The 21,659-nt window shown below is 69.2% G+C and carries 12 protein-coding genes; 6 read left to right on the plus strand and 6 right to left on the minus strand.

Features of this window, described 5'->3' with window-relative positions; genetic code table 11:
• Positions 1–1,064: 1,064 nt before the first annotated feature.
• On the minus strand, positions 1,065–1,328 hold the full coding sequence (locus tag EMA17_RS33705) for a hypothetical protein (RefSeq protein ID WP_126640970.1): 264 nt from the start codon (positions 1,326–1,328) through the stop codon (positions 1,065–1,067).
• Between the two features lie 1,278 nt (positions 1,329–2,606).
• On the opposite strand from EMA17_RS33705, the gene EMA17_RS33710 reads away from it, so the two are divergent.
• Together EMA17_RS33710 and EMA17_RS33715 are read left to right on the plus strand one after the other, a co-directional pair.
• On the plus strand, positions 2,607–3,254 hold the full coding sequence (locus tag EMA17_RS33710; RefSeq protein WP_160161656.1) for a hypothetical protein: 648 nt from the start codon (positions 2,607–2,609) through the stop codon (positions 3,252–3,254).
• Between the two features lie 356 nt (positions 3,255–3,610).
• Positions 3,611–3,997, plus strand: a complete 387-nt coding sequence (locus EMA17_RS33715) for a DUF4365 domain-containing protein (RefSeq protein ID WP_126640972.1) — start codon at positions 3,611–3,613, stop codon at positions 3,995–3,997.
• Between the two features lie 17 nt (positions 3,998–4,014).
• On the opposite strand, the gene EMA17_RS33720 is transcribed toward EMA17_RS33715, so the two are convergent.
• Complete coding sequence (locus EMA17_RS33720; protein WP_126640973.1) at positions 4,015–4,899, minus strand: IS3 family transposase; 885 nt, start codon at positions 4,897–4,899, stop codon at positions 4,015–4,017.
• Positions 4,896–5,126 (minus strand): hypothetical protein, encoded by a 231-nt coding sequence (locus EMA17_RS53015; protein WP_174861473.1) that lies wholly within the window; start codon positions 5,124–5,126, stop codon positions 4,896–4,898. Before EMA17_RS53015 ends, EMA17_RS33720 begins: the two co-directional genes overlap by 4 nt.
• A gap of 301 nt (positions 5,127–5,427) precedes the next feature.
• On the opposite strand from EMA17_RS53015, the gene EMA17_RS52080 reads away from it, so the two are divergent.
• The 3 genes from EMA17_RS52080 to EMA17_RS33735 all read left to right on the plus strand — a co-directional run bounded on the left by EMA17_RS52080 (position 5,428) and on the right by EMA17_RS33735 (position 11,269).
• Positions 5,428–5,886 (plus strand): hypothetical protein, encoded by a 459-nt coding sequence (locus EMA17_RS52080; protein ID WP_160161657.1) that lies wholly within the window; start codon positions 5,428–5,430, stop codon positions 5,884–5,886.
• A 44-nt stretch (positions 5,887–5,930) separates the two neighbouring features.
• Positions 5,931–9,347, plus strand: coding sequence for a DnaJ C-terminal domain-containing protein (locus tag EMA17_RS33730; protein ID WP_126640974.1), 3,417 nt, complete (start codon positions 5,931–5,933; stop codon positions 9,345–9,347).
• A 644-nt stretch (positions 9,348–9,991) separates the two neighbouring features.
• The gene (locus EMA17_RS33735; protein ID WP_371863081.1) at positions 9,992–11,269 is read left to right on the plus strand and encodes an IS701 family transposase; all 1,278 of its coding nucleotides are present in this window, start codon (positions 9,992–9,994) and stop codon (positions 11,267–11,269) included.
• 133 nt (positions 11,270–11,402) lie between these two features.
• Here EMA17_RS33735 and EMA17_RS33740 read toward each other — a convergent pair whose 3' ends face one another.
• The 3 genes from EMA17_RS33740 to EMA17_RS33750 form a co-directional block, all read right to left on the minus strand.
• Positions 11,403–15,320 (minus strand): hypothetical protein, encoded by a 3,918-nt coding sequence (locus EMA17_RS33740; protein ID WP_126640975.1) that lies wholly within the window; start codon positions 15,318–15,320, stop codon positions 11,403–11,405.
• Between the two features lie 65 nt (positions 15,321–15,385).
• A complete protein-coding gene (locus EMA17_RS33745; RefSeq protein ID WP_126640976.1) occupies positions 15,386–18,196 on the minus strand; it encodes a hypothetical protein in 2,811 nt (936 codons plus the stop codon).
• A gap of 320 nt (positions 18,197–18,516) precedes the next feature.
• Positions 18,517–19,521: a DUF2278 family protein gene (locus tag EMA17_RS33750; RefSeq protein WP_126640977.1), complete on the minus strand. Its 1,005-nt coding sequence runs from the start codon at positions 19,519–19,521 to the stop codon at positions 18,517–18,519.
• A 376-nt stretch (positions 19,522–19,897) separates the two neighbouring features.
• Here EMA17_RS33750 and EMA17_RS33755 point away from each other — a divergent pair, with 376 nt between their 5' ends.
• Positions 19,898–21,658: a S8 family serine peptidase gene (locus tag EMA17_RS33755; protein WP_160161658.1), complete on the plus strand. Its 1,761-nt coding sequence runs from the start codon at positions 19,898–19,900 to the stop codon at positions 21,656–21,658.
• The last annotated feature ends 1 nt before the right edge of the window (position 21,659 follow it).

Genomic DNA, 21,659 nt, shown 5'->3' on the forward strand with positions numbered 1-21,659 from the left:
GCACCGACACGGACGCACCGGCGCGCGCCGAGTTCCGCCGGCAGCCGTTCGTGCTCCGATCGACAGCGAATCACACCGGGCATGTCGGTTGTCGATCGTCCGACCGGTGCCACCGCGATGGCCGCGCGTGCGCAGGCCCGGCGTATCCGACATGATCCGGGATGCCGTCCGTGCCTCGGCCGGCGACGCGGTGTCGAATTCGGCGCCGATGGCGTCGCCCGCTGCGCGGTGTGTGGTCGTGGTGGAGTCATTTGGGTCGGGGGTGGTAACAGGACCGCGAGCAACCGCTGGGCGGGCGGGTCGGGTTCGTGCCGGCCGTTCTCCCACGTGGACACAGTGCGTGTGGTGGTGGCGATGTTCACGCCCGCGCGGCCCCGAGCGCGCACGGCCGGTCGGCGAGGCCATGTTGGGACCAGCTGCTCCGTCCCGGCTGTTTTGAAGCATCTTGTCGGTCGATTATGCGCTGACCAGTGGACTTGCAGGATCTGGGACTTCGGATCTTGGTGTGTGACCTGTGGTTTTGGTGGCTTGTTCTGCTTTGTCCGGCCTGTGGTCTGTGGTTTTGCGGGATCTGGGCAGGATCGTCGGTTTCGTTGGGAAAACCGGTGAGCGGAGGAGCCGCCCTGGTCTGGAACGCCCGGTCGGCGGCTCTTGGGTTCGAGTTGGTGCCGAACGGTTGTCGCGGGCGCGGTGGTTCGTGTCTCTCGTTTGTTTTCCTGTCTGGTCTTCCTGTCGTATTTCCTTGCGACTTTCGGGTTGGTTGTTCGGGTGTGGCGGAGCGTTTCAGTGGTGGGGTGGGTTGATGGCTGGTCTGGGGTTTCGTGTATTAATTGAGAATCCAGCGGGTGGGTTGGTGGTCCCGGGTTGTGGTGGCGGGGGTTTCGCGGGGCGGGTCCGGTGGTGGTGGCCTGGGGTCTCGTAGTTTCGTGAGAACGGTTTCGGTTTTCTCGGTGATGTATTGATGCGTCGTGAAGTAGCCGCAGGTTTTCGCGGGGGTTTCGGGGTGTCGGTGTGGGTGGCCCGAGTTGGGTGTCGGCTCTTATCGGGAGGCGGGTCGTTGCCGGTCAGGCCGAGCCGTGGTGGTGGAGCCGCGCCCACAGGAGGTCGTCGGGCGGGACCACCAGGCGGGGGAGTTCGAGGTGTTCGGCGATGTGTTCCAGGGCCCGTGCGTGTCGATACGCCGCCGGCACGCAGGGGGTCCGGGAGACGGCCCGGGGGAGTGTGACCAACGCGCGGGCGAGGGCGACGGTTTCGGGATGGGTGACCACGGTACGTGCAAGGAGAGCGGCCGAGACGCTGCCGGTCGCGGTCAGGGTGGGGTTGCCCACGGTGAGCCGCCCAGCCGCCCCTGCCGGCGCTGCGCCATGTGGCGTCCGCGGTCGTTGCCGGCGGGTGATGACCGCCGCCGCCCAGATATGCGCGGCCACGCCGTCGCCGCCTCGTGCGAGGCGCTGGCGGACCCGGTATGCGCGGCCGATCTCGGGGAGCCCACCCGTGTCGAGGGGACTCGACAGGCGGACCTCGCTCGCCCAATACCGGCGACGGGGGCACCACATGCGGTCCGCAGGCGGATACGTCCACGCCACATCGGTTGCCCCGCGGGTCCGGCGTCGTGGGCCAGGCCTCGGCGGTCGAGGCGGGTGATGGTGTCGGCGTGGGTGGTGGTGCTGAGCGGGAGCATCGCGACCTTCGGGTGGTTCGGGCCCGAGTTCGACCTCTTCGGCGAGCAGGGTTCGCATCAGGTGGCCGACGGAGGCCGAGGGCAGGTCCTCGTCGACGGCGATGTGCAGCATCAGGTGTTCCTCGTGGCCGGTGTGCCATCGGACCTGCGCTACCCATGCCGACCGGACGGTGGGGAACTGTGCGTGCGCACCGACAAAAATTGTGTCGCCCGTATCGACACCGTTCGTTTCCCACCGGCAAGGGCATCCTGGTCCACGGCAGCGGCATGTGTCGCGCCACGACTTGACGCAGCGACAGTCCCGGAACGAACGCGTGTGCCACCCAAGGGATTTGCCCGTCCGTATCTGCCGCCACCACCGGGGCGACAAAGGAGCCGGCAGGCACCGCTGCGCGGCAGCGACCTCGGCCCGCAATCGTTCCCTGAACCCGGCCGATCGAAAGCCCATGTGCAACACGTGCTGACAGCCATCGCCGTCAACATCGAAGCCTCAGCGGCCGCCCCGAGGAATCCTCTCCGTCGAGACTGCCGACCGCCTTCCAGACCTATCCGGACCAGAACGACACCCCCCGGCCGAAGTCCTGCCGAACGCTTGGCAGTCGAGTCCCATCTATCAAGATCACCGACAGAGTCAAGCTATGTGACCCCGATGACGTACGTACGTCACGACCACGCCGCCGTCCCGGCCGGGCCCGGTCGACCCGCCGGGCCGATGCCTCCGGTGGTGTCGAGCATCGGCGCGGTCAACGCCTCGGCGACCGTGGCGAGTCCGGGTAGGAGCGCGGTTCGCCCGGTCGCGTCGTCCGCAGCACCGAGGACCGGGCGGTGCGCGGCGGCCAGGCGGCGGCCGTCGGGTACGCGGTGGCTCCATCGACGTCCGGCGCGGCCGCGACGTCGGGACGTCGTGCGGGTGGTCGTGGTACCGATGCGATTTCGGATGGGCCTGCGCGTCGGTTTCGCCCGGTGGTTTGATTGTTCCTGTCGGCGGCGGCTGGGGACGGGGACGGTCGTGTGGAAGGACGTGATGCCGATCGTGGTCGGCTTCCTGCTGACCACGGTGCTGGGCGGGCTGCTGGGGGTTCTCTTCCAGCGACAGAGCTGGGCGCACCAGTATCGCGTCCAACTCGCCGACCAGGAATTGCAGCTCGCGTTGCGGATCTTCGAGGAGATCAGCCGACTCCTGGACAGGCGGCTGTACCGGCTCCGGCTCCTTGCCGGCGAGGCCACCCCACCCAACACAGGAGCCCGCAGCGCGCTCGCCGAGTCCCACATGGACGCGTACCGGGCGGTGCTGTTCGAGTGGAACGACGGCATCAACCGGAACCTCGCCCTGGTTCAGCGCTACTACGGCGCCGAAATGCGCGATCGGCTCGACAACACGATCGGCGCCGCCTTCGTGGACCTCGGACGTGAGGTGGAAGCCCTGTGGAAAGGAGCAGGGCAGCTGCGCCCGGACCTCGAAACCCGTCTGCGACAACTCGGCGGTTTGGTCTACCACTTCAATCTGGAGATGATCCGGGCCGTTCAACAGCGTGACGTGGGCTTGCTGGGACGAGCAAGGCCAACAGCCTGACCAGTGCCGAACGGCGGCACCCGTGCCCCGTGAAGGCGCCCGGTCGGATGTACCGCCCGCCCGCACCGCTCGCCATCCGGGTCCACCGGCTCCGGCGGACACCTCGGTGACCTGCGCAGATCCCAAGTCCGGTGTCACAGGCCAGGTTTGCCCGATTCGCCACGGCGCCGTCGTTCGCGACCGGCGTCGGCGTCACGAACAGACGTCACGCGGTGACCTCTGTCTGCGGCTCGAAATTCGGCCTGTCGGGTGAAAGCACCCTTACTCCGTCGTGCCGGCATGATCGGGTCTTCGACATCCCGCGAGCCCTCGCCGTGTCCCCGCGACCTCGTGGAGCGTAGGGAAGGCACGCGACGATGAGGGTCGACTCCAACCACGAAACCGACCGACGAGGTGTCAACCTGGTCGGTTTGCGCGCGAGCGAGATGGGGTGGCTCTTTCGGGAACAGACCGTGAGCGACTTCGGAATCGACGCACATTTCGAAGTCGTCGACGACGACGTCGACGAAACCGGCACGCGCGACGTCACCGGCCGGTTGTTGGCCGTGCAGATCAAGTCCGGACCCAGCTTCTTCGAACGTCCGACGAACACCGGCTGGTGGTTTCCCTGCAAGACCCACCACGTGGACTACTGGCGCGACCATTCGCTGCCCGTGGTGATCGCGCTCGTCGACCTCAGGAAGCAACTCGTCTACTGGCAACACGTTAACGACACGACCCTTGAGCTGACCCGAGTTTTATAGAGTCCGTTTGCGGTTGTTCACGCCGACTGCGTGGTTTGCTCCTGTTCGGCCCAATGTTGCTGCTCGTACTCGACCGGTGGCATGTAGTCGATTGCGGAGTGCAGGCGTTCGTCGTTGTACCAGGTCACCCACTCGGACACGGCACGCTCCACCTGAGCGAAGTCCCGCCAGGGCCCCTGCATTTCGATGAGCTCGGCCTTGAACGTGCCGTTGAGCGCCTCGGCCATCGCGTTGTCGTACGAGTCCGCCGCCGAGCCGACCGAGGCGGCCGCGCCGACGTCGGCGAGCCGTTCGGTGTACCGAATGGATACGTATTGCGACCCGCGGTTGCTGTGGTGGACCAAGCCGGAGTCCTTCTTTATGCGGCGGCGCCACAGCGCCATCTCCAAGGCGTCCAGCGGCAGTTCGGTGAGCGGAGGCTCGGCGATCTGCCGGCCGACGATCATCCGGGAGTACACGTCCAGGACGAACGCGGCATATGCCCGGCCGGACCACGTCCGCACATACGTCGGATCGGCGACCCACAGCCGGTCCGGGCCGTCGGCGGCGAAAACTCGGTCGACCAGGTCCGGCGGACGAGGCGCGGCAGGCTCGGGGACCGTGGTGCGACGGCGCCGGCCGCGGATGACACCCTCGATGCCCGGCTCGCGCATCAGCCGCTCGACAGTGCACCGCGCGATCGAGTGGCCCTTGCGAGCCGGGGCGCGAGTGATCCGCCGGGCGCCACAAGTACCGCCGGAGTCGGTGTGCTCACGCTCGATCGGCGCAACGAGCTGCTCGTCGCGCAGTTGTCGAGCGGACTTCGGGCGCTTCCTGCGCGCGAAGTACGTCGACGGCGACAGGTCGAGCACCCGGCATACGGGATCGACCCCGAGGCCTTTGTCACGCAGGTGGTCGATCACCTGCTCGGCCTCGTCCGGGGACGGTCGATCTCCTGGGCAAAAAACACCGAGGCGGCCTTGAGGATCTCGTTCGCCCGCCGCAACTCGGCGACTTCCCTGCGGAGTTGCTTCAGCTCGTCCTGTTCGCCGGTCGTCATCCGCTCGTCGCGTTCGCCCGCGTCCGCCTCGGCCTGGCGGACCCGGTTCCGCAGGGCCTCCTTGTGGATGCCCAGGGTCCCGGGCGACATGCGCGACCGGACGCCCGGAGGTGCGTACCTCCCGGATCGCCCGTTTTCGCAGCTCATCAGGGTATTTGCGTGGTGCCGGCACAGCTTGTGGTGCTCCTTTACGCCGGGCACCACAACCCGGCTTGAAGGACTCCACAAAACTCAGAGCAGCTCAGGGTTCGGTATTGGACGGGTGATGTCGCGCACTGTCCTCCAGCACCCGGGAGCGGCTCCCTGCCCGCCGACCCGCCGACGTTGGCGTGCCGGGAGAGAAACCGGCGTTGGGCCGCCTTCACCCGCCGCGCTCTGGCATAGTCGGGCCATGGATCCTGAACTGGTCGCCTTAGCCTCGGCGGGTGGAACAGCACTGGTCGGCGTGATGGCCACCGACTCCTGGAATGCGGCACGGCGGATGGTGACGCGGCTATTCTCGCGCCAGGGTCAAGACCGTGAGGCTGCGATCGAATCGCAACTCGATGGCAATCAGGCATTGATCCTTGGCGCCGAAGACCCGGACCAGACCCGCACCTACCTGGCCCCGTTGTGGGAGAGGGAGTTCTCCACCCTGCTCACGGCCCACCCGGATGCCGAGGCCGATCTGCGTCGCCTGGTGGATCAACTACAGGCCGCTTCGAAGAACCGCCCGGCGTGGACGCAGATCAACACCGCCCGCGACAATTCCCGGGTATTCGCCGCGCAGGGCGGCAACGTGGTGGTACACGGAACCGAGCCGTCGCAGCACGAGCGATCGTCAACCGACGAGCCGGACGCCGGGCGGTGAGCGGTCCCGGGGAGGCGCCCGGGCCGCGACAGGAAGTGCACGCCGTGGACGGATTCGCTTACGGCGTCATCGGCGCGGACCTGCACGTGCTCCCGGATCGCGGGCCGGTCTACCTGCTGCACCGGCACCGCCCGGCATCCCGGACGTCCGACCCCGCGTGGCTGATGCTTCAGCCCAGCCGACTGCTCGACGCCCGGCACACGGTGGTCGGCTTCACCGGCCGACAACGCGAACTCGATGAACTGTGCGGGTGGCGGGACGGTGCGTCCACCCGGATCTCCGCCTGTTGGCTACACGCGCCGGGCGGGCAGGGCAAGACCCGGCTGGCGGAGGAGTTCGCCCGCCTCAGCGGCGAGGCCGGCTGGCGGGTGGTCACGGCGACGCAGGGCCTCGGCATCGTGCACCCTCGGCCGGGCAGTCAGGATCTCCGCCCGGACGGCTCGTCGGGTGTCCTCCTGGTGGTGGACTATGCCGACCGATGGCCGGTCTCGCACCTGACCTGGTTGTTCAGCAACGCCCTGCTCCACCACGAGATACCGACCCGAGTGCTGTTGATCGCGCGCTCCGCACATGGCTGGCCTGCGGTTCGCGCTGCGCTCGCCGCGGTCGGGGCGGAACTCGGCGATCGGCACCTGGCTCCCTTGCCGGACGATCCAGCCGCCCGGCACCACATGTTCCGGGCCGCCCGAGACGCCTTCGCCGAACGCTACGGCGTCGACCCCGACGGGGTACCGTACCCGGATCGGCTGGACGGATCGGACTTCGGCCTGACCCTGGCGCTGCACATGGCGGCCCTGGTGGCGGTGGACGCCGTGGTATCCGATGCCCGCCCGCCCGAGGACCTGGCAGGCCTGTCCGCGTATCTGCTCGATCGCGAACTCGCGCACTGGCGCGCGATGTACGAGAAGCGCGTGGAAGGGATGGACTTCGCCACGTCGCCCACCGAACTGGCCCGCACCGTGTTCACCGCCACCCTCACCGGCCCGGTCAGCCACTCCGACGGTGTGACCGCGGTGATCGCGCTCGCCGCGAGCGAACATCCGCAGCGAGCCCTGGCCGACCACGCAATCTGCTACCCGAGCGCCGATCCGGGCCGCGGCGAGGTCCTCGAACCGCTCTATCCCGACCGGATCGCCGAGGATTTCCTGGCGCTGACCCTGCCCGGACACGATCTGACCGCCTACCCGTCCGATCCATGGTGTGTGGAGGCGCCCGCCCGGCTGTTGGCGGCCCAACCGCGCCACACGCCTCGCGCGGTCACCTTCCTCACCGCTGCGGCAGCGCGGTGGCCACACCTCGCGCGCCGGCACTTGTACCCGTTGCTGCGCAGCGATCCCACGCTCGGTGTCCGGGCGGGCAACGCCGCCCTGTCCGCCCTGGCGCAGCTGCCCGACGTCCCAGTCGACGTGCTCACCGCGGTGATGGAACGATTCCCGGAAGGTCGGGACATCGACCTCGATTCCGGGATCGCCTCGGTCACCGAACGCCTGATCGCCTACCGGCTCGCCGAGACGGACGACCCGGCGCAGACCGCAGAACTGCGCAATCTCCTCGCCCGGCGACTCGCTTACGCCGGCCGCGACGACGAGGCCGTCACCGCGGCCCGGAAGGCCGTCGAGGACTGCCGACGGCTTCCCAGGACGGTCCCGGACTCTGTGATCCCCCTCGCAGTCTCCCTCACCAATCTCGCGTCACACCTCGGCCACAGCAACCTGCCATCCCCTGAGGCCGTCGAGCGAGCAGAGGAGGCGGTGATACTGCTGGAGCGCTTGGTCACGGTCAGGCCGGGAACTCTGCTGAAGGAACTCACCACCGCCCGCGCCGTGTTGAGCGTGGCATACCAGGCCATGGGACGGCACGACAGCAACGTCCGCGCCCTGTCGAAACAAACGATCAGTGCATATCGGGCACTGGCCGCAATCGACTCGCGACAATACGAGCCGTACCTCATGCACGCCCTGCACAACGCCGCCGTGCACTATCGCGAAGACGGCCGGATCGCGGATGCGCTCGCATGCAGCGGTGAAGCGCTGGAGATCGCCGGCCGACTGTCCGCCGCCGCTCCGGCTACCCACCTGCCGAGCCGCGCGCAGGAACTTTTCATCCACGGCAACCTGTTGATGGAGAGCGGTCGGGCCGACCTCGCCCTGCCCGTCGCCACCAAGGCCGTCGAGGTGATTCGGAGGATGCAGCGCAGCGACGTGCGCGCCCACGAGCCCGACCTGGCCCGAGCGCTCGACCTGCTCGGCAACTGTCGGCAGCTGGTGGGACAGGTCGACGACGCCATCGAAGCGACGGAGGAGGCTGTTCGGATCGGCCGGCGGCTCGTGAGACGCGATGCCCGCGCGCACGAATGGTTTCTGGCCATGGTCCTGGACAACCTCGGCACCCGGCAGGCGGCCCACTCCATGTTGCGTCAGGAGGCGGGGTCGCCGGAGTCGATGAAGCACAGCGCGGAGTCAGCCACCATCCTGCGCCAATTGGCCGACGAGACTCCGGAACGATTCGATCCCGAACTCGCCCGTGTGCTCAGCAATCTCGCCGTCCGGCAGATGGAGAACGGCCGGATGGACGACGCACTCGAGACCATGCACGAAGCCTTGGCGCTGCGAGAGCGGCTGGTCGAGCGGAATCCGGCGGCCCACCGATTCCGACAGGGCTGGGACCTGGGGAACCTCGCACAGATCCTGCTCGAGAGCGGCGCGCCCGCGAACGAGTCGGCACACGCGGCCGAGCGCGCGGTCACCATCTTTCGGGAAGCCGCACGGACGAATCCGCGCGAGTACGAGTTGCAGCTCGCGAAAGTCCTCATGTTCCTGGCCTGCGCCAGGGCGCAACTCCCTGACGAAACGGACCACGCCAGGCAGCACGCGGCCGAGGCCATCGAGATCTGCCGCCACCACCTGCCCCGTCTTCCGGGATTCGTACAGCCCTTCCTGGACGAAGCACTGGCACTGCATAGGCAACTGGGTGGAGCAAGCGGGCACGGCGAAACCGCCCCAGTGAGTGTGTCGCTGGAACAGGCGGCCATGAGAGGCGTCGTATCGGTCACGCAGCCCGGTACCGGCCGCGAGATACGCATGCGGCTGCCGGCCGGTATCCGTTCCGGACAGCGGGTCAGAGTCGACTGCCTGGAACTCACGGTCACGGTACGCCCGCATCCCACGTTCCGGCGCGACGGCGACGATCTCCGACTCGGCATACCCGTGACCTGGGCCGAGAGAGCAGCCGGCCTCGTGCTGCGGGTACCGCTATTGGAAGGAGGCTTGGTTAAGGTGCGTTTGCCGCCGGCCGCTCCCGTCGACCGTCTGCTGCGGATTCCCGGCCGCGGATGCCTACGCGCCGACGGGACCCGCGGCGACATGCTGATCTCCTTGGACACCACCCCCGGCAACGTCGACGCCTCCACCCTTCGCGACTCGCTGCTGGCACCGGATTCGTCAGGCGGATCGACGGAATGACACTGATCGTCGTGTACACGCCAGGCACGTCAATGCCCCCTACAGCGTAGGCATTGGGGCTTGTTCGGCCCGGCCGATGATCGACCCGGTGACGACGACGTGATGCCGCATTGCGAGCGGAAGCATCACCCATCTGCGAGGTTTTCCCGCAGGCGGTGGCAGAGTGCGGACCAACCAGCGTTGACGGCTGACCGAGGGTGAGCGGCGGGAGGCGGCCGTCTGTGCGATGGAGTCCTCGTGGTCAGTGTCGAGCAGGCGGGGATGGCGTCCCACCCACAGGGTTTCGGGCCAGCAATGCCCGCCTGCGTGAAGCTGTGGACCGCGTCGCAGACGGTGCCTCCGTCCGCACGGACCAGCGCGCGATCACCGGACGGCGCTCTCCGCGGCGGAGGCATCGCTCTGCGGAACCGTGTCGCGCTGGCCGACTCACGACGCGCGATGCTTTTGAGGTTTTGTCCTTGCTTGGCCTGCGGACTATGACCTGCTCCGCCAGCAAAACTCCAACGCCGATTGGATGTTGAAGACATCCAATCGGCGTTCGGCATCGAAGTCACTCCGCCAAACCGGTGAGCGCTTCCGGTCACGTTCCTCGTAGGACTTCGTTAGGTCTCGCCTGACTTGTCGGTTGGGAGCATGTTGTTTGTGTGGACATGCGGCAGGCTCGGGGCCTGCGGGCGGGGTTGGCGGAGTTCGTGGCGGATGTGTTCGGATCGTTGCCGCGGCGGGATCAGCGGGAGAAGGGCGATTGCTACCTGCGTGGGTTGATGCTGGAGGGCCGTCGGAAGTCGATCGACGCGATGGCGTCGCGGTTGCCGGACGGGAACACGCAGAACCTGCAGCAGTTCGTGAGTGCGTCGACGTGGGATCCGGTGCCGGTGCGGCGGCGGATCGCCGAGCGGTTGCTCCCCCTGGTGCGTGCGGACGCGTGGGCGATCGACGACGTGTCCTTTCCCAAGGACGGGCGCATGTCCGTGGGGGTCGCGCCGCAGTACTGCGGCGCGTTGGGCAAGCAGGCGAACTGCCAGGTCGCGGTGAGCGTGCACGCGGTCTCCGACACCGCGTCGTGTCCGCTGCAGTGGCGACTGTTCCTGCCCCCCGAGTGGGACGCGGACACGGAACGCCGCCTGCGGACGGGGGTCCCGGACGCGGTGCGACACGTGGAGAAGTGGCAGCTCGCGCTGGACGCCCTGGACGAGGCCGCCGCCTGGGGGATGCATCCGCCGGTGGTCGTGGCGGACGCCGCCTACGGGCAGAACGCTTTGTCCCGGGCGGGGTTGACGGAACGCGGGCTCGACCACGTGGTCGCGATCCGCGCCGACGCCGTCGTCCACCCCGCCTGCGCGATCCCCGCGACGCTCGCGTGGACGGGGACGGGCCGCCCGTCGGTGGCGCGGTATCGCGAGGCGGCCGTGAGCGTGGCCGCGCTCGCCGCGGCGCGCGGCCGTGACGCCTTCGCCGACGTCACCTGGCGCTGCGGCTCGCGCGGTCCGATGCGCTCGCGGTTCCTGCGGCTGCGGGTGCGACCGGCCGGCAGGACGGTGGGCCACCTCGCCCGCGAGGCTGCCGGGGCCGACGGCCGGGCGTGGGACGGTGCCATGCCCGAGGCGGGCCTGTTGGTCCAGTGGCCCGACGGGGCGGAACACCCCACCGATTACTGGTTGTTCGATCTGCCGGAGGAGACGTCGACGGCGGAGGTGGTGCGGTTGGCGAAGATCCGGTGGCGGATCGAGCACGACCACCGCGAGATGAAACACGGCCTGGGACTGGACCACTTCGAGGGCCGCTCCTGGACCGGATGGCACCACCACGTCACCCTGGTCACCGCCGCCCACGCCTTCCTCACCGAACGACGGCTCTCCCCAAAAGCACCCACGAGGGCCTCACCCTCTACCAGGTCGTCGACGCGATCCAATCCCTCCTGAACTGCTGGACCGGAACCTGCACCACCTGCCACCGACCACTTCCAACCAACACCCGAAGATACCCAAAAACCCATCCAAACCTAACGAAGTCCTACTAGAGCGCGTCCGGAAGCCCACGCACACCCGGGTCGGGTCACAGTTCCACGGCGTCCGCGTAGACCAGGTTCCCCACCGTCGGGCCGAACTCGTCGACGGCGAAGTCGGAGCGCATCACCGCCATTTCGGTGATCATCAGGCGGCAGGGTTGGTCCGGGCGGGGATCGGGGAGCGGGACTTCGGCGGAGTAGGTGGGGAAGAGGCTGGTGTCGTCGTCGGCGAAGAGGTCGGTGACGGTCTCGCCGAGCTCGAACCAACCGAGGACCGGGTCGGGGACGTCGGGGTCGCGCTGCTCGATGGCGGCCGTCACCGAGGGCGGACCGTTGTCGTCGTGGTAGGCGGGCCCGGTGAGCTGCACGTTCAGCGAGTCGGTGCCGGACAGGGTGAGGGTGCGTTCGGGCAACAGCCGCAAGGTGTCGGCGAGGACGATCGGGGACAGGTGACAGGTCTCCATCGAGCGCGGTTGCAGACGGGCGAGCGCGGGCCGCAGGAAGGGGAAGTAGGCGCCGCCGGTATCGACGTCGATGTCGCAGTACCACCGGCCGGACGGTCTGTCGAAGATGGGCTCGAAGCCGGCCGCGGTGACGGTGAATCCGTCGAAGACCTCGGGCAGTGCCAGGTCCAGCGTGATCGTCGCGCCGGGGAAGTTGCTCGCGGACGGGAGGAACACCGGTGCCGCGCTGCGGATCGGATCGCGTCCCATGAGGGTGATGAACGGGTGTGCCTGGGGCGGCTGTTCGTCGCCCTCCACGCCCAACACCACGGCCAACAGCTCACCGTCTCCCGACGAGAACCACGGCCGAGACAGATAGACCCGAAAACCCCCGCCGCGGCGCCGCCTGACCAGTTCGTTCGGCAGGCTTCCGGAGGTCTCGAACCCGAGGGTGAGGAAGCTGCCCAACACCCGCGGCGCCGCCGGTTTGGCGCTGCTGAGCACGGTGTGCTCGACGGGACCGCCGTGCACGCTCAGGAGTTCCCGTTCGGTGTCCTGGGTGAACTCCGGCGGGAAACAGTCGCCGAACCGGCTGGTCGCCACGGGGGTGAAGGTCACGTCGCGGCGTTTGGTGTCACCGAACTCGCACTTGGCCGGCACCGGTGTCGCCGGTGGACGGCCCGGTTCCACCGCGGAGGCGAGTTCCTCGGCCACGACTGTGTTGAACGTCAGGGTGTCACCGTCGAGGGTGCTGGGTGGGGCCTCGCTCGCGACCGGATCCAGCGGGACGGCGGCGGCCAGCGGCAGCCGGAACACCGGAGTGGTGACGTCGAGGACGCTCGGGCTCGGCATGGTGAGGTCGTCCACGTTCTCGCTCCACGACGCGATCATGTCGATGCGTTCGGTGCTCGCCGCGCTCAACTCCAGCGAGCCGACGAGGTGTTCGCCGGTCGCCCCGAGCAGCCGGTCGGTCCCGTCGTCGAGCGTCAACAGCGGTGCGACCAACGGACGTTGCACGGCATGGACGAGCGTCACGTCGTACCACGGGGTCAGCATCCAGTGCCGGTTGGCCCGGGCGGCGGCCATCACGCTTTCGAACTGGTCGGGTTGGAGCGCGTCCCGGCACCACTTGAGCATGCCCATGGTCTTCTCGTTGACCTTGACCCGCGAGCACACCCGCACGGTCGCCACCGTCGCCTTCGGCAGCAGCACGGTCAGCACCCGGGTCGAGGTGTCGAAGACGGGCGGTCCGCTGCCCTCCCGGATGCGCAGGAGGATCGATTTCGGCGCATGCCAGGCCGACGCGTCCCACGGCAGCGTGAACCCCTGGCCCGCCGGCACGCCCGGGAGTTCGTGGAAGACCACGCCCTCGGCGAGCGGGTCGGGCAGATACGGCAGTTCGACCGTCTCGCCCGTGTACAGCACGTAGTGGCCCTCCGCCGTGTCGGGGGTCGCCGACGGGTACGTCACGGACGCCGTGCCGGGCCGGGACGCGTCGTCGAGCGACCCGCTCTCCCGCGACGCGATCGTGTACACCCGTTCGCGTGCGTCGGCGTCGCCCGAGCCGATGGCCTCGTCGAGTTTGCCGTGCCGTTCGGCGCATTGCAGCGACGTCTTGGGCGCGACCACGTGCCGCTCGTCGACCTCCCGGTACGGCGCGTGGGTGCCGCCGGAGACCGGCGGCGAGGCGTTGAAGGTCTCGGCGTACTGTGCCGGGGTCAGTTCGGCGGTGCTGCGGATCACCAGTCGGTGCGCCGAGGTCCCTTCGGTGAACGCGACGCGCGGCAGCAGCAGCGGCGGGGGGATCGCCTCGAACCTGCGGAAGACCGGCCCGCCCGCAGCCGGCAGCACCAGGACGTCCTGGTCGAGGAGTCCGTCGGCCTCCGCCGCCGTCGGCCCGTTGCCCGCGAGGTCCACGGTGCGGACCCGGATCCGGTAGGAGTTCCCGAACCTCAGGCGCGGCAGCGAGCCGGGCCGGGCGCGGGTTTCGATCTCCAACGGCATTGTCGTGGCCGCCGTGTTGGAGATGCGCTCGGGGCTGTCCCCCTTCGCCACGGCCATCCCCGGGTGCGGTGCGGACAACGCCCACCCGTCCCAGGTGACCAGGTGTTCGTGCACGTGGACGCGCTGCGCGGCGCCCGGCGCGGTGACCGGGGTGGCCAGGCTGAGCTGGAAGAATCCCTCGTCGGACGCGGTGTCCAGGTGGTCGCCGGGGCTGCCCGCCCGGTCGTAGGCGATCTCACGCTCGTGCAGCGAGAACCACTTCTGCCGGGTCTCGTCGAAGATGTCCAGGCGGTGTCCGCGCACGAGGTCCTCGGCACTGAGGACCACCGTGGTGTCCTCGTCGGCGAGCGCGTCCTGCCGGTCGGCGGCCCGCTGGAAGTTCTCGTGCAGGTGCCGCGTGCGGTCGCCGAGCACGAGCGAGAGCCCCTTGGTGCGGACCGTCGGCGGTGCGGCCTCGGCGTCCCCGTCGGTGGCGGTCGCCACGGCGGCGGTCATCAGTTTGAGCGTGACGCCGTCGATGTCGGCCTGCTCGATGGTGTACTCGTCCTCCGGCAGGGCCAGCAGCCCGCGCGCGGGCGGCCCGAACGCGTCGTTGCCGTCCGCGGCGGCGCAGAAGCCCTGGCCCGGAGCGAGAGCGTAGCGCGTCGCGGCGGGGTGGTCGTGCGACGCGTCCCGGCCCAGCAGCGGCTCCCAGGTGGGCACCAGGACGATGGTCCGCTCCCCGCTCGCGCCCGGCAGCTTGTCGACCGGAAGCACGAAGTCCAGCACCAGCCCCAGGCGTCGGAGCAGCTTGGGGTGGTCGCCGAGCGAGGACAACAACTGGTGGAAGTCGACCCGCGGCACCTCCGGTGGCGGTGCGATGTGCGGGCCGCCGTCCGCGACCAGGCCGGCGACCTGCGGTTGCGGTTCGTGGAAGGCGAGGAACGCCTCCTGCGGGCTCAGTTGCGGCCGGACCAGTTCGCCCGACCGGTTGGCGACGAGTTCGTCGGCGGCGGCGAGTTGCGTGACGATGTTCTCGCGCATGCCCTGCATGGTGCCCTGCATGTCGGTGGCCGCGGCGAACCCGGCGAGGGTGCTCATGGCCTGGCTCGGGGGCATGCTGTCGGGTGACTCGGCCGCGGTGCTCGCGAAGGATTGGCGGGTGGTGTCGGCGAGGTCGCGCGCCGGGTAGCTCACCATGGTGTTCTGCCGGTGGTCGTCGAACTCGAACGCCTCCACCGGGGTGCCCTCGGGGAAGAACAGCTGCCACAGCGCGGAATCGCTCGGCTGCCCGGTGCGGGTCAGCGGCACGACCGCGGCTCCGCCGTCGAGGACACCGGACTCGTCCCCGAGGGCGAGTGCGAACGTCGCGCCGGCCACCCGGGCTGGCCAGTCCCGGAAGTCCGGGAACGCCGCGAGAGTGCCGGGGCCGTCGCTCATCAGCCGAGGTGCCACGAACACGGACAGGCGCGCCTGCGTCCCGTCGGGGGACAGACCGGCCGGCAGGGCGATCCACTGGATGTTCTGTGCGGTCGTCATGGGGGGAGCCTTCCAGCCGGGGTCACCCGGGATGGACCTCGGATCGGGGTGGCCGTGGCGCGGGTTCACTCGGCGAAGTCCTGGCAGTACTCGTGCCAGTGCTCGAGTTTCATGGTGTCCGTGAACGACGGGTCGGCTGCCGAACCGGTGAACCGGCGCTCCAGCGCGAGGCTCACGGATTTGCTGAAGAACGCGACGCGGACGCTGACGGTGACGCTGCCCTGGCCGATCACCTCGGAGATGCCGTTGTCCTTGTGGTAGGTGAGGGCCAGGTAGAACTCGACGGTGATGCTGACGATGCCGAGCACGGACAGGTAGCCGCCGCAGCGCAGGTATCCGGTCAGCGTGACCGAGTCGCCGGCCATCTGGAACGCGATGCCCGCCATCAGGTGCACGCCGCCGCTGGCCACACCCAGGTCGAGCGATGCGTTGCCGCCGAACTCCAGGGATCCTTCGATCTGTTCGATGCCGCGGGTGCTCACTTCGAGGGCGAAGAAGCCGCCGCCGCCGAACAGCGACACGCTGACGCAGAACGGGTTGTGCCGTTCGGAGACGGCGAAACGGAACCGTGCCGGCTTGTCGTCGAAGGGGATGGTCAGGCGCGCGGCCAGGGCGACGTTGCTCAGGTTGAACATGCCCAGGGAGAGCGTCGGCAGGGTCAGCGAATAACCGGCGGTGATCCCGGAGGTGTTCACGTCGACGAATGAGCCGGGCCCGAACACGTCCGAGGGCAGCGCCTCGCGGAGCTGGTTGACGAACTCGAGGCTCTCCTCGAAGGTGAGCGCGACACCCGCGGCGCTGACGTCCGGTGCGCTGCCGGGGCGCGCGGTGAACGTCAGGCGTTCGAAGTCGCCCCGCACGATGTCCGCGAACACGAATGCGAAGTGCTTGAGTTCGCCGCGCACGCTGGACTTGCTCAGGGCGTCCGGCGAGCGCACGGTGGTCGCTTCGAGGACGAGGGCGGCGCCGTCCAGATCCAGCAGCGGCAGGTCGTTCTTCAGCGCGGGCTTCCATACGTATCGCAGTTCGGAGCCGGATCCGTCCAAGAGATCGCCGAACCGCATCAGTGGTACCGGCAGCAGTTCCTGGGAGACACCGTCGAGCCGGCGGCGGATCTCGTCCTCGCCGAGGTCCCGCAACTCCGCGACGGATGTCGCCGGGACGTCCGCGAGCAGGTCGGCCAGATCGATGGGGCCCAGCAGTTTCGTACCGCCGAAGATCTGCGCCAGCGACGCGGAGTCGACACCCACCGCGTCGCCCGCCGCGCCGAGGAACTTCGGTGCGAGCAACCCCGCTCGGGTGGTGACGGCCTGGACGGCCATGCTGGGTTTGGCCAGGCCGCCCGCCTTCTCGGCGGAGAGGTTCATCGGCAGCGCGTCGACCAGATGCAGGAACGCGCCGGTGGGTTGGCCGTCCAAGCCCTGTTCGAGGTAGGCGTTGTGCAGCCGTACGGCGGTTTCGGTGGCCAGTCCGGTGAGTTGTTCGACCGCGGGCACCCGCGCCACCGCGTCGACCATGGCGGGAAGCACCCCGGCCGGGTTCCCGGAGGCCGGTGCCAGGGTGAAGCGCGCCGAGGTCACCGGCATGCCGGTGCTGCCGTCCCCGCTCGGGTTCTCGGCCAGGGCGACGGTCTGTCCGCCCAGCCCCACGTTCGCGCGGTCGGCGGTGGCGGGGTCGTTGTAGACCGCCGCCATGCGGTCGAGGGCGTCCGAGGAGGCGAACACGAGCGGCAGGTCCAGGCTGACGTGCCGGCCCTCGGCATCGGTCGCGGTGGCGTGGAACCGGTACGGCTCGCCGCCCACGGTCACCCAGAACGCGCCCTCCCCGGGACCGATCACGGGGGTGACCAGGTCGGTGAGCCGCAGCGATCGGAACGGCATCTGCCGTCCCTGATGCCGGTCGTAGCCCGCGTTCGCACCGTAGGCGACCTCGACCTGGTCCACCACGATGTGCCTTTCCTTGTGCAGGTAGGCGACCGAGGTGAGGTCGCCCGGGTCGTCGTAGGTCCGCCTGGTGATGTCGACGAGGGACGCCCGATGGCCGCTGCTGAGGAAGCCCTGGCGCACGGTGTGCACGAACTCGTCGCGCCCGAGCGACGCGATGTGCTCGTAGCCGGTCAGACTCAGCCCGAGGAAGTCCGGCGCGGTGGGCCAGGAGCCGCTGATGCGCACCGTCGCGCCCAGCGGCGTGAGCATGAACCGGTCGGCCAGTAGGGGCCGTCGCAGCGAAGTCCCGTCCACGTCGATGAACTGGTCGAGGCTGGTGCGGACGAGCAGCTCGCCGGGCACGAACCGGTCCAGCGGCATCCCGGTGCGCTCGGGGCCGGCCTTGACGGAGAACACCTTCAGGTGCACGGGCGCGCCGTTCTCGCCCGACAGTTCGGCGTGCCACAGTTCGGCCCGACCGTCGAGCACGACTGGTTCGGCCAGGTGCGCCGACCACTCGAACGCCGAACCGTCGTGGTCGTGGCCCAGTAGCACGCGGGTGGGGAACTCGATGGCGGTGCGCGGGAGTCCGCCGACCACGGTCGGTTCGTCCGGGGTGTCCAGTGGCTGGTTGGCCGGGGCGATCGTGGGGGTCAGTCCGTTCCAGTCCATCAGCGCGTCGACGGTCAGGTCGATGCCGTCCTGCCCGTCCGGGAGCAGGAACACCAGTGTGCTCGACCCCGCTGCGAAGGCGGGTACGGTCTCCGGGAACCGGCCGCCGGGCAGCACGCTTTCGTTCACGTGTTGGGAGGGCAGCTGAAGCAGCACCAGCGCCGGTGCGGCGGGATCCTCCCGAACCAGACGCGCGCCCTCGCGTCGGAGGTTGACCACCTCGACGCGCAGGAAGAGCATGTCCTCGATGCGGAGGATGCTGAACGGGTCGGCAGTCATGACTGCCCGCCTTCCGATCGACCGGCCGGGGGACGCACCTCGCCGACCGTCGGGCCACGGCGGGGCACGCGACCTGTCTCCAGCGTGACAAACGCGGCCCCGGCACGCACCTTTTGGGCCGGACGGCCGGCGGGGTCCGCCGGGCCTGCGGCGGAGGGGCGACGTGCATCGCGCCGCCCCTCCGCACGTGCCGATCGCATCCACACGTGCATCCGCGCGTACGGATCAGAGCATGTATCGATCAGAACACGTACCGGTACGACATGCCCCGGTATGACAAATATTGATACAACACATACCTCTAATACGACGCGTACCGCTCAGAAGACGATCGTCCAACCCTCGCGACGCCCCTGGTCCGCGGTGTACGTGACACCGTGCACCTTGAGTCCGGCCGGGTCGAGCAGGGTGATCGCGCCGCCGCGGTTGCCGAGTTGGAATGACGGGCTTCCGGGCACCTCCAGGACGGCGCCGGGCGCCAGCGTCGTCGCGGGGAGCAGCAGCGCGGTCTTGTTGCGGTCCACGAGCCGCCAGCCGTCGAGCACGATCGGTGCGGGGGAGGCGTTGAGCAGGGTGACGGTCTCCGCCTCGGGTGCCGGTCCGGGCGGGTTGACCAGCGCCCCGACGATCCGCATTCGCTCCTCGCCGGTGCCCGGGAGGGTCGGCGCGGTGTCGAGGGCGTGACCGGTGGTGTCGTCGGTGTGCCAGGACTGGGACTGGAAGGCCAGGAAGACGGCCACCCAGCGGCCGTCCGGCAGGTGGATGAGCAGGCCGCCGTCCTGCCAGACCCCGTCGTCCCGGCGGAAATCCTCGCTGTTGCCCTGATTCATGTGCACGTCGTGCACGCCGTTGCCGGGCAGGAAGCCGAACACCTTGTCCGGCTTGTCGGGTTCGGGGCCGAAGCGCTCGCCGAACACGTAAACCGCGGCCGCCGCGTCGCCGATCGCGCGCTGCACGTAGTGGTCGAGCAGATCGGCCAGGTCGTTGTCCTCGCCGGGTACGTCCGGGGGCAGCGGCCGTACGGTCGTCGGGTCGAACAGGTTGGCGCGGATGTAGTCGAGCGCGGCGTGGCCGGGCTGCGACGCGAGCGGCGTCCACCCGCTGCCCGCGGCGGGCAGCGAGTCGGTCAGCGGGTGGCGGAAGTCCTCCACCAGCACGAACAGCAGCTCGGACGGCGCTTCCTTGGACAGCACGTTGATCGCCGCACGGTACGCGGTGCCCGCGTCGTCGGCCAGATGGATCTGGTAGTGCGGCGTGCCGGAGGCGCCTTCGCGTACGCGCGCCACCGCCCGCGCGGCCAGAACTCCGTAGCTCCTCAGCGGCATGGGCATCCCTTCCCACCGGGCCCGGACCCCGCCGGGCGGACCTGGCCATCGTGGCGGGCGTACCCCCCGGAATCGGGCTCGACACACCGGGCGCCGGCGACCCGCACCCGATCGCCGGGCCGAAATCCCTCGGCGGTGCACGACAGTTGCCGGCTGCGGGCCGACTCCGACCCACCGCCGGGCCACGACACGATGCGCCGCAGGGACACCCACGCGAACCGCCGCCCGGGTCACCCACGCGGCGCGGCAACGGACCGCACCCGGCGCCGACCGGTCCGACGCGACCGCGCCGGCACTCTGGCCTAGGCTGGAAGAGCGGCACCCCGTCCCAGGGTCGAGCGCGGGGATCCGCTCACCCATTCATTCTGGAGGGGCCATGTCGCCCATCGACGAGAAACACGATTCCCTCATCTCCAACGGCATACTGAACCTGGGCGATCCGGTCGGGGAAGAGGAAGAACTCTACGACGGCGGCTCCTGCCGGGCCTATACATTCGGACGAATCTACTTCCATCCGCGCGTGGGCGAGGCGTTCGAGCTGCACGGACTGATCATGGACAACTATCTCGGGCTGGGCGCGGAGACCGGCGGACTGGGCTATCCGATCACCGACGAGGTGGACAACCCGGACGTCCTCGGCGGGCGGATGAACCGCTTCGAACTCGGCGACATCACTTTCGACCCGGCCTTCGGCATCAACGTGCGGACGACCGATCCCCAGATCGCCCCGCAGGTGATCGTCAAGATCGCCGACAGTGTCTTCGTGCCACTCGGCCAGGGCGGCAGTCTCGACCTGGACCGGTTCGCCGCCGATGTCCTGGGCCCGGGCAGCGGGTTCGCCGTCGAGGCGGTGCGCGCGCTGCTGCCCGACCTCACGTTGCACCGCGTCTTCGACGGACTGTCCGCAGAGCAGATCCAGGTGCTGGTCGATCAGGCCGTCCAGGAGGAACCCGACTACGAGCGGACGAACTTCGAGAACTACCTCGAGATCGACTGCCCCGCCGGATTCGACACCGAGGCGCTCGCGGCCTCCATGGCCGCGTTCGGGGGGTCTGTGGAATTCGCCTACAGCATGCCGCTTGCCTCGGATCCGGTGGTCGGCACCGGCAACGCGCTGTTCTTCCGACAGGGTTACCTGGACCCGGCACAGGACGGCATCGGCGTGCAAGCGGCGTGGGCCAAGGGCGCGGGCGGCGACGGCACCCAGTTCATCGACCTCGAACAGGGCTGGTTCGTCGGCCACGAAGACCTTCCCCCGGGGCTGCGCCTGATCGACGGCGTCAACACCCGGCTGAGCTTCGCGCACGGCACCGCCGTCGTGGGCTCGATCGTCGGTGTCGACAACACCCGGGGCATCTGTGGCATCGCACCGAACGCGTCGGCACGGATGATCTCCTACTTCCACTCGAAGGAGGCCTTCAACTCGCCGGCGGACCGGCAACGCGTCGCCAACGCCATCATGCGGGCACAGTCGGAGCTCTCCGCCGGCGACGTGCTGCTGCTGGAAGTCCAGTTCGCGGCGCAGTTCAACGGCGTGCTCCGGTTCGTGCCGGCGGAGACCGACCCGGGCTGCTTCGCCGCGATCGCGCTGGCCACCGCCCGCGGCGTGATCGTCGTGGAGGCGGCGGGGAACAAGAATGCCAACCTCGACGAATTCCGCGACCCCGTCACGAATCGGCGCGTGCTCAACCGCAACGAGCCGGGCGAGTTCCGTGAGTCGCGGGCCATCATGGTGGGGTCCGGCACGTCCGTGCAGCCGCACGGCCGGATCGCGGTGGAGAACCTGGCCACCGGCTCCTCGCAGAGCAGCTTCGGCAGTCGCATCGACTGCTTCACCTGGGGCGAGAACATCGTCACCACCGGCAATCCGAACACGCCCACGAAACGCGACGCCTACTGGACCGGCCCGTTCTTCGGCGGCACCTCGGGCGCGGCCGCGATCATCGCCGGCGTGTGCCTGCTGGTGCAGGACCTGTTCACCAGGCTGAACCCGGGCGTCGGCGCCCCGGGCAAACTGCGCCCGAAGCGTATGCGCACGGTGTTGACCACCCCCGGCAACAGCACGGCAGGCGCTCCCGGCGCGTCCATCGGGGTGATGCCGGACCTGAAGAAGCTGATCGCGCGGGAATTCGTCTGAC

Origin of the sequence: Embleya hyalina (assembly GCF_003967355.1) — a bacterium.
GTDB classification, from domain to species: Bacteria; Actinomycetota; Actinomycetes; order Streptomycetales; family Streptomycetaceae; genus Embleya; species Embleya hyalina.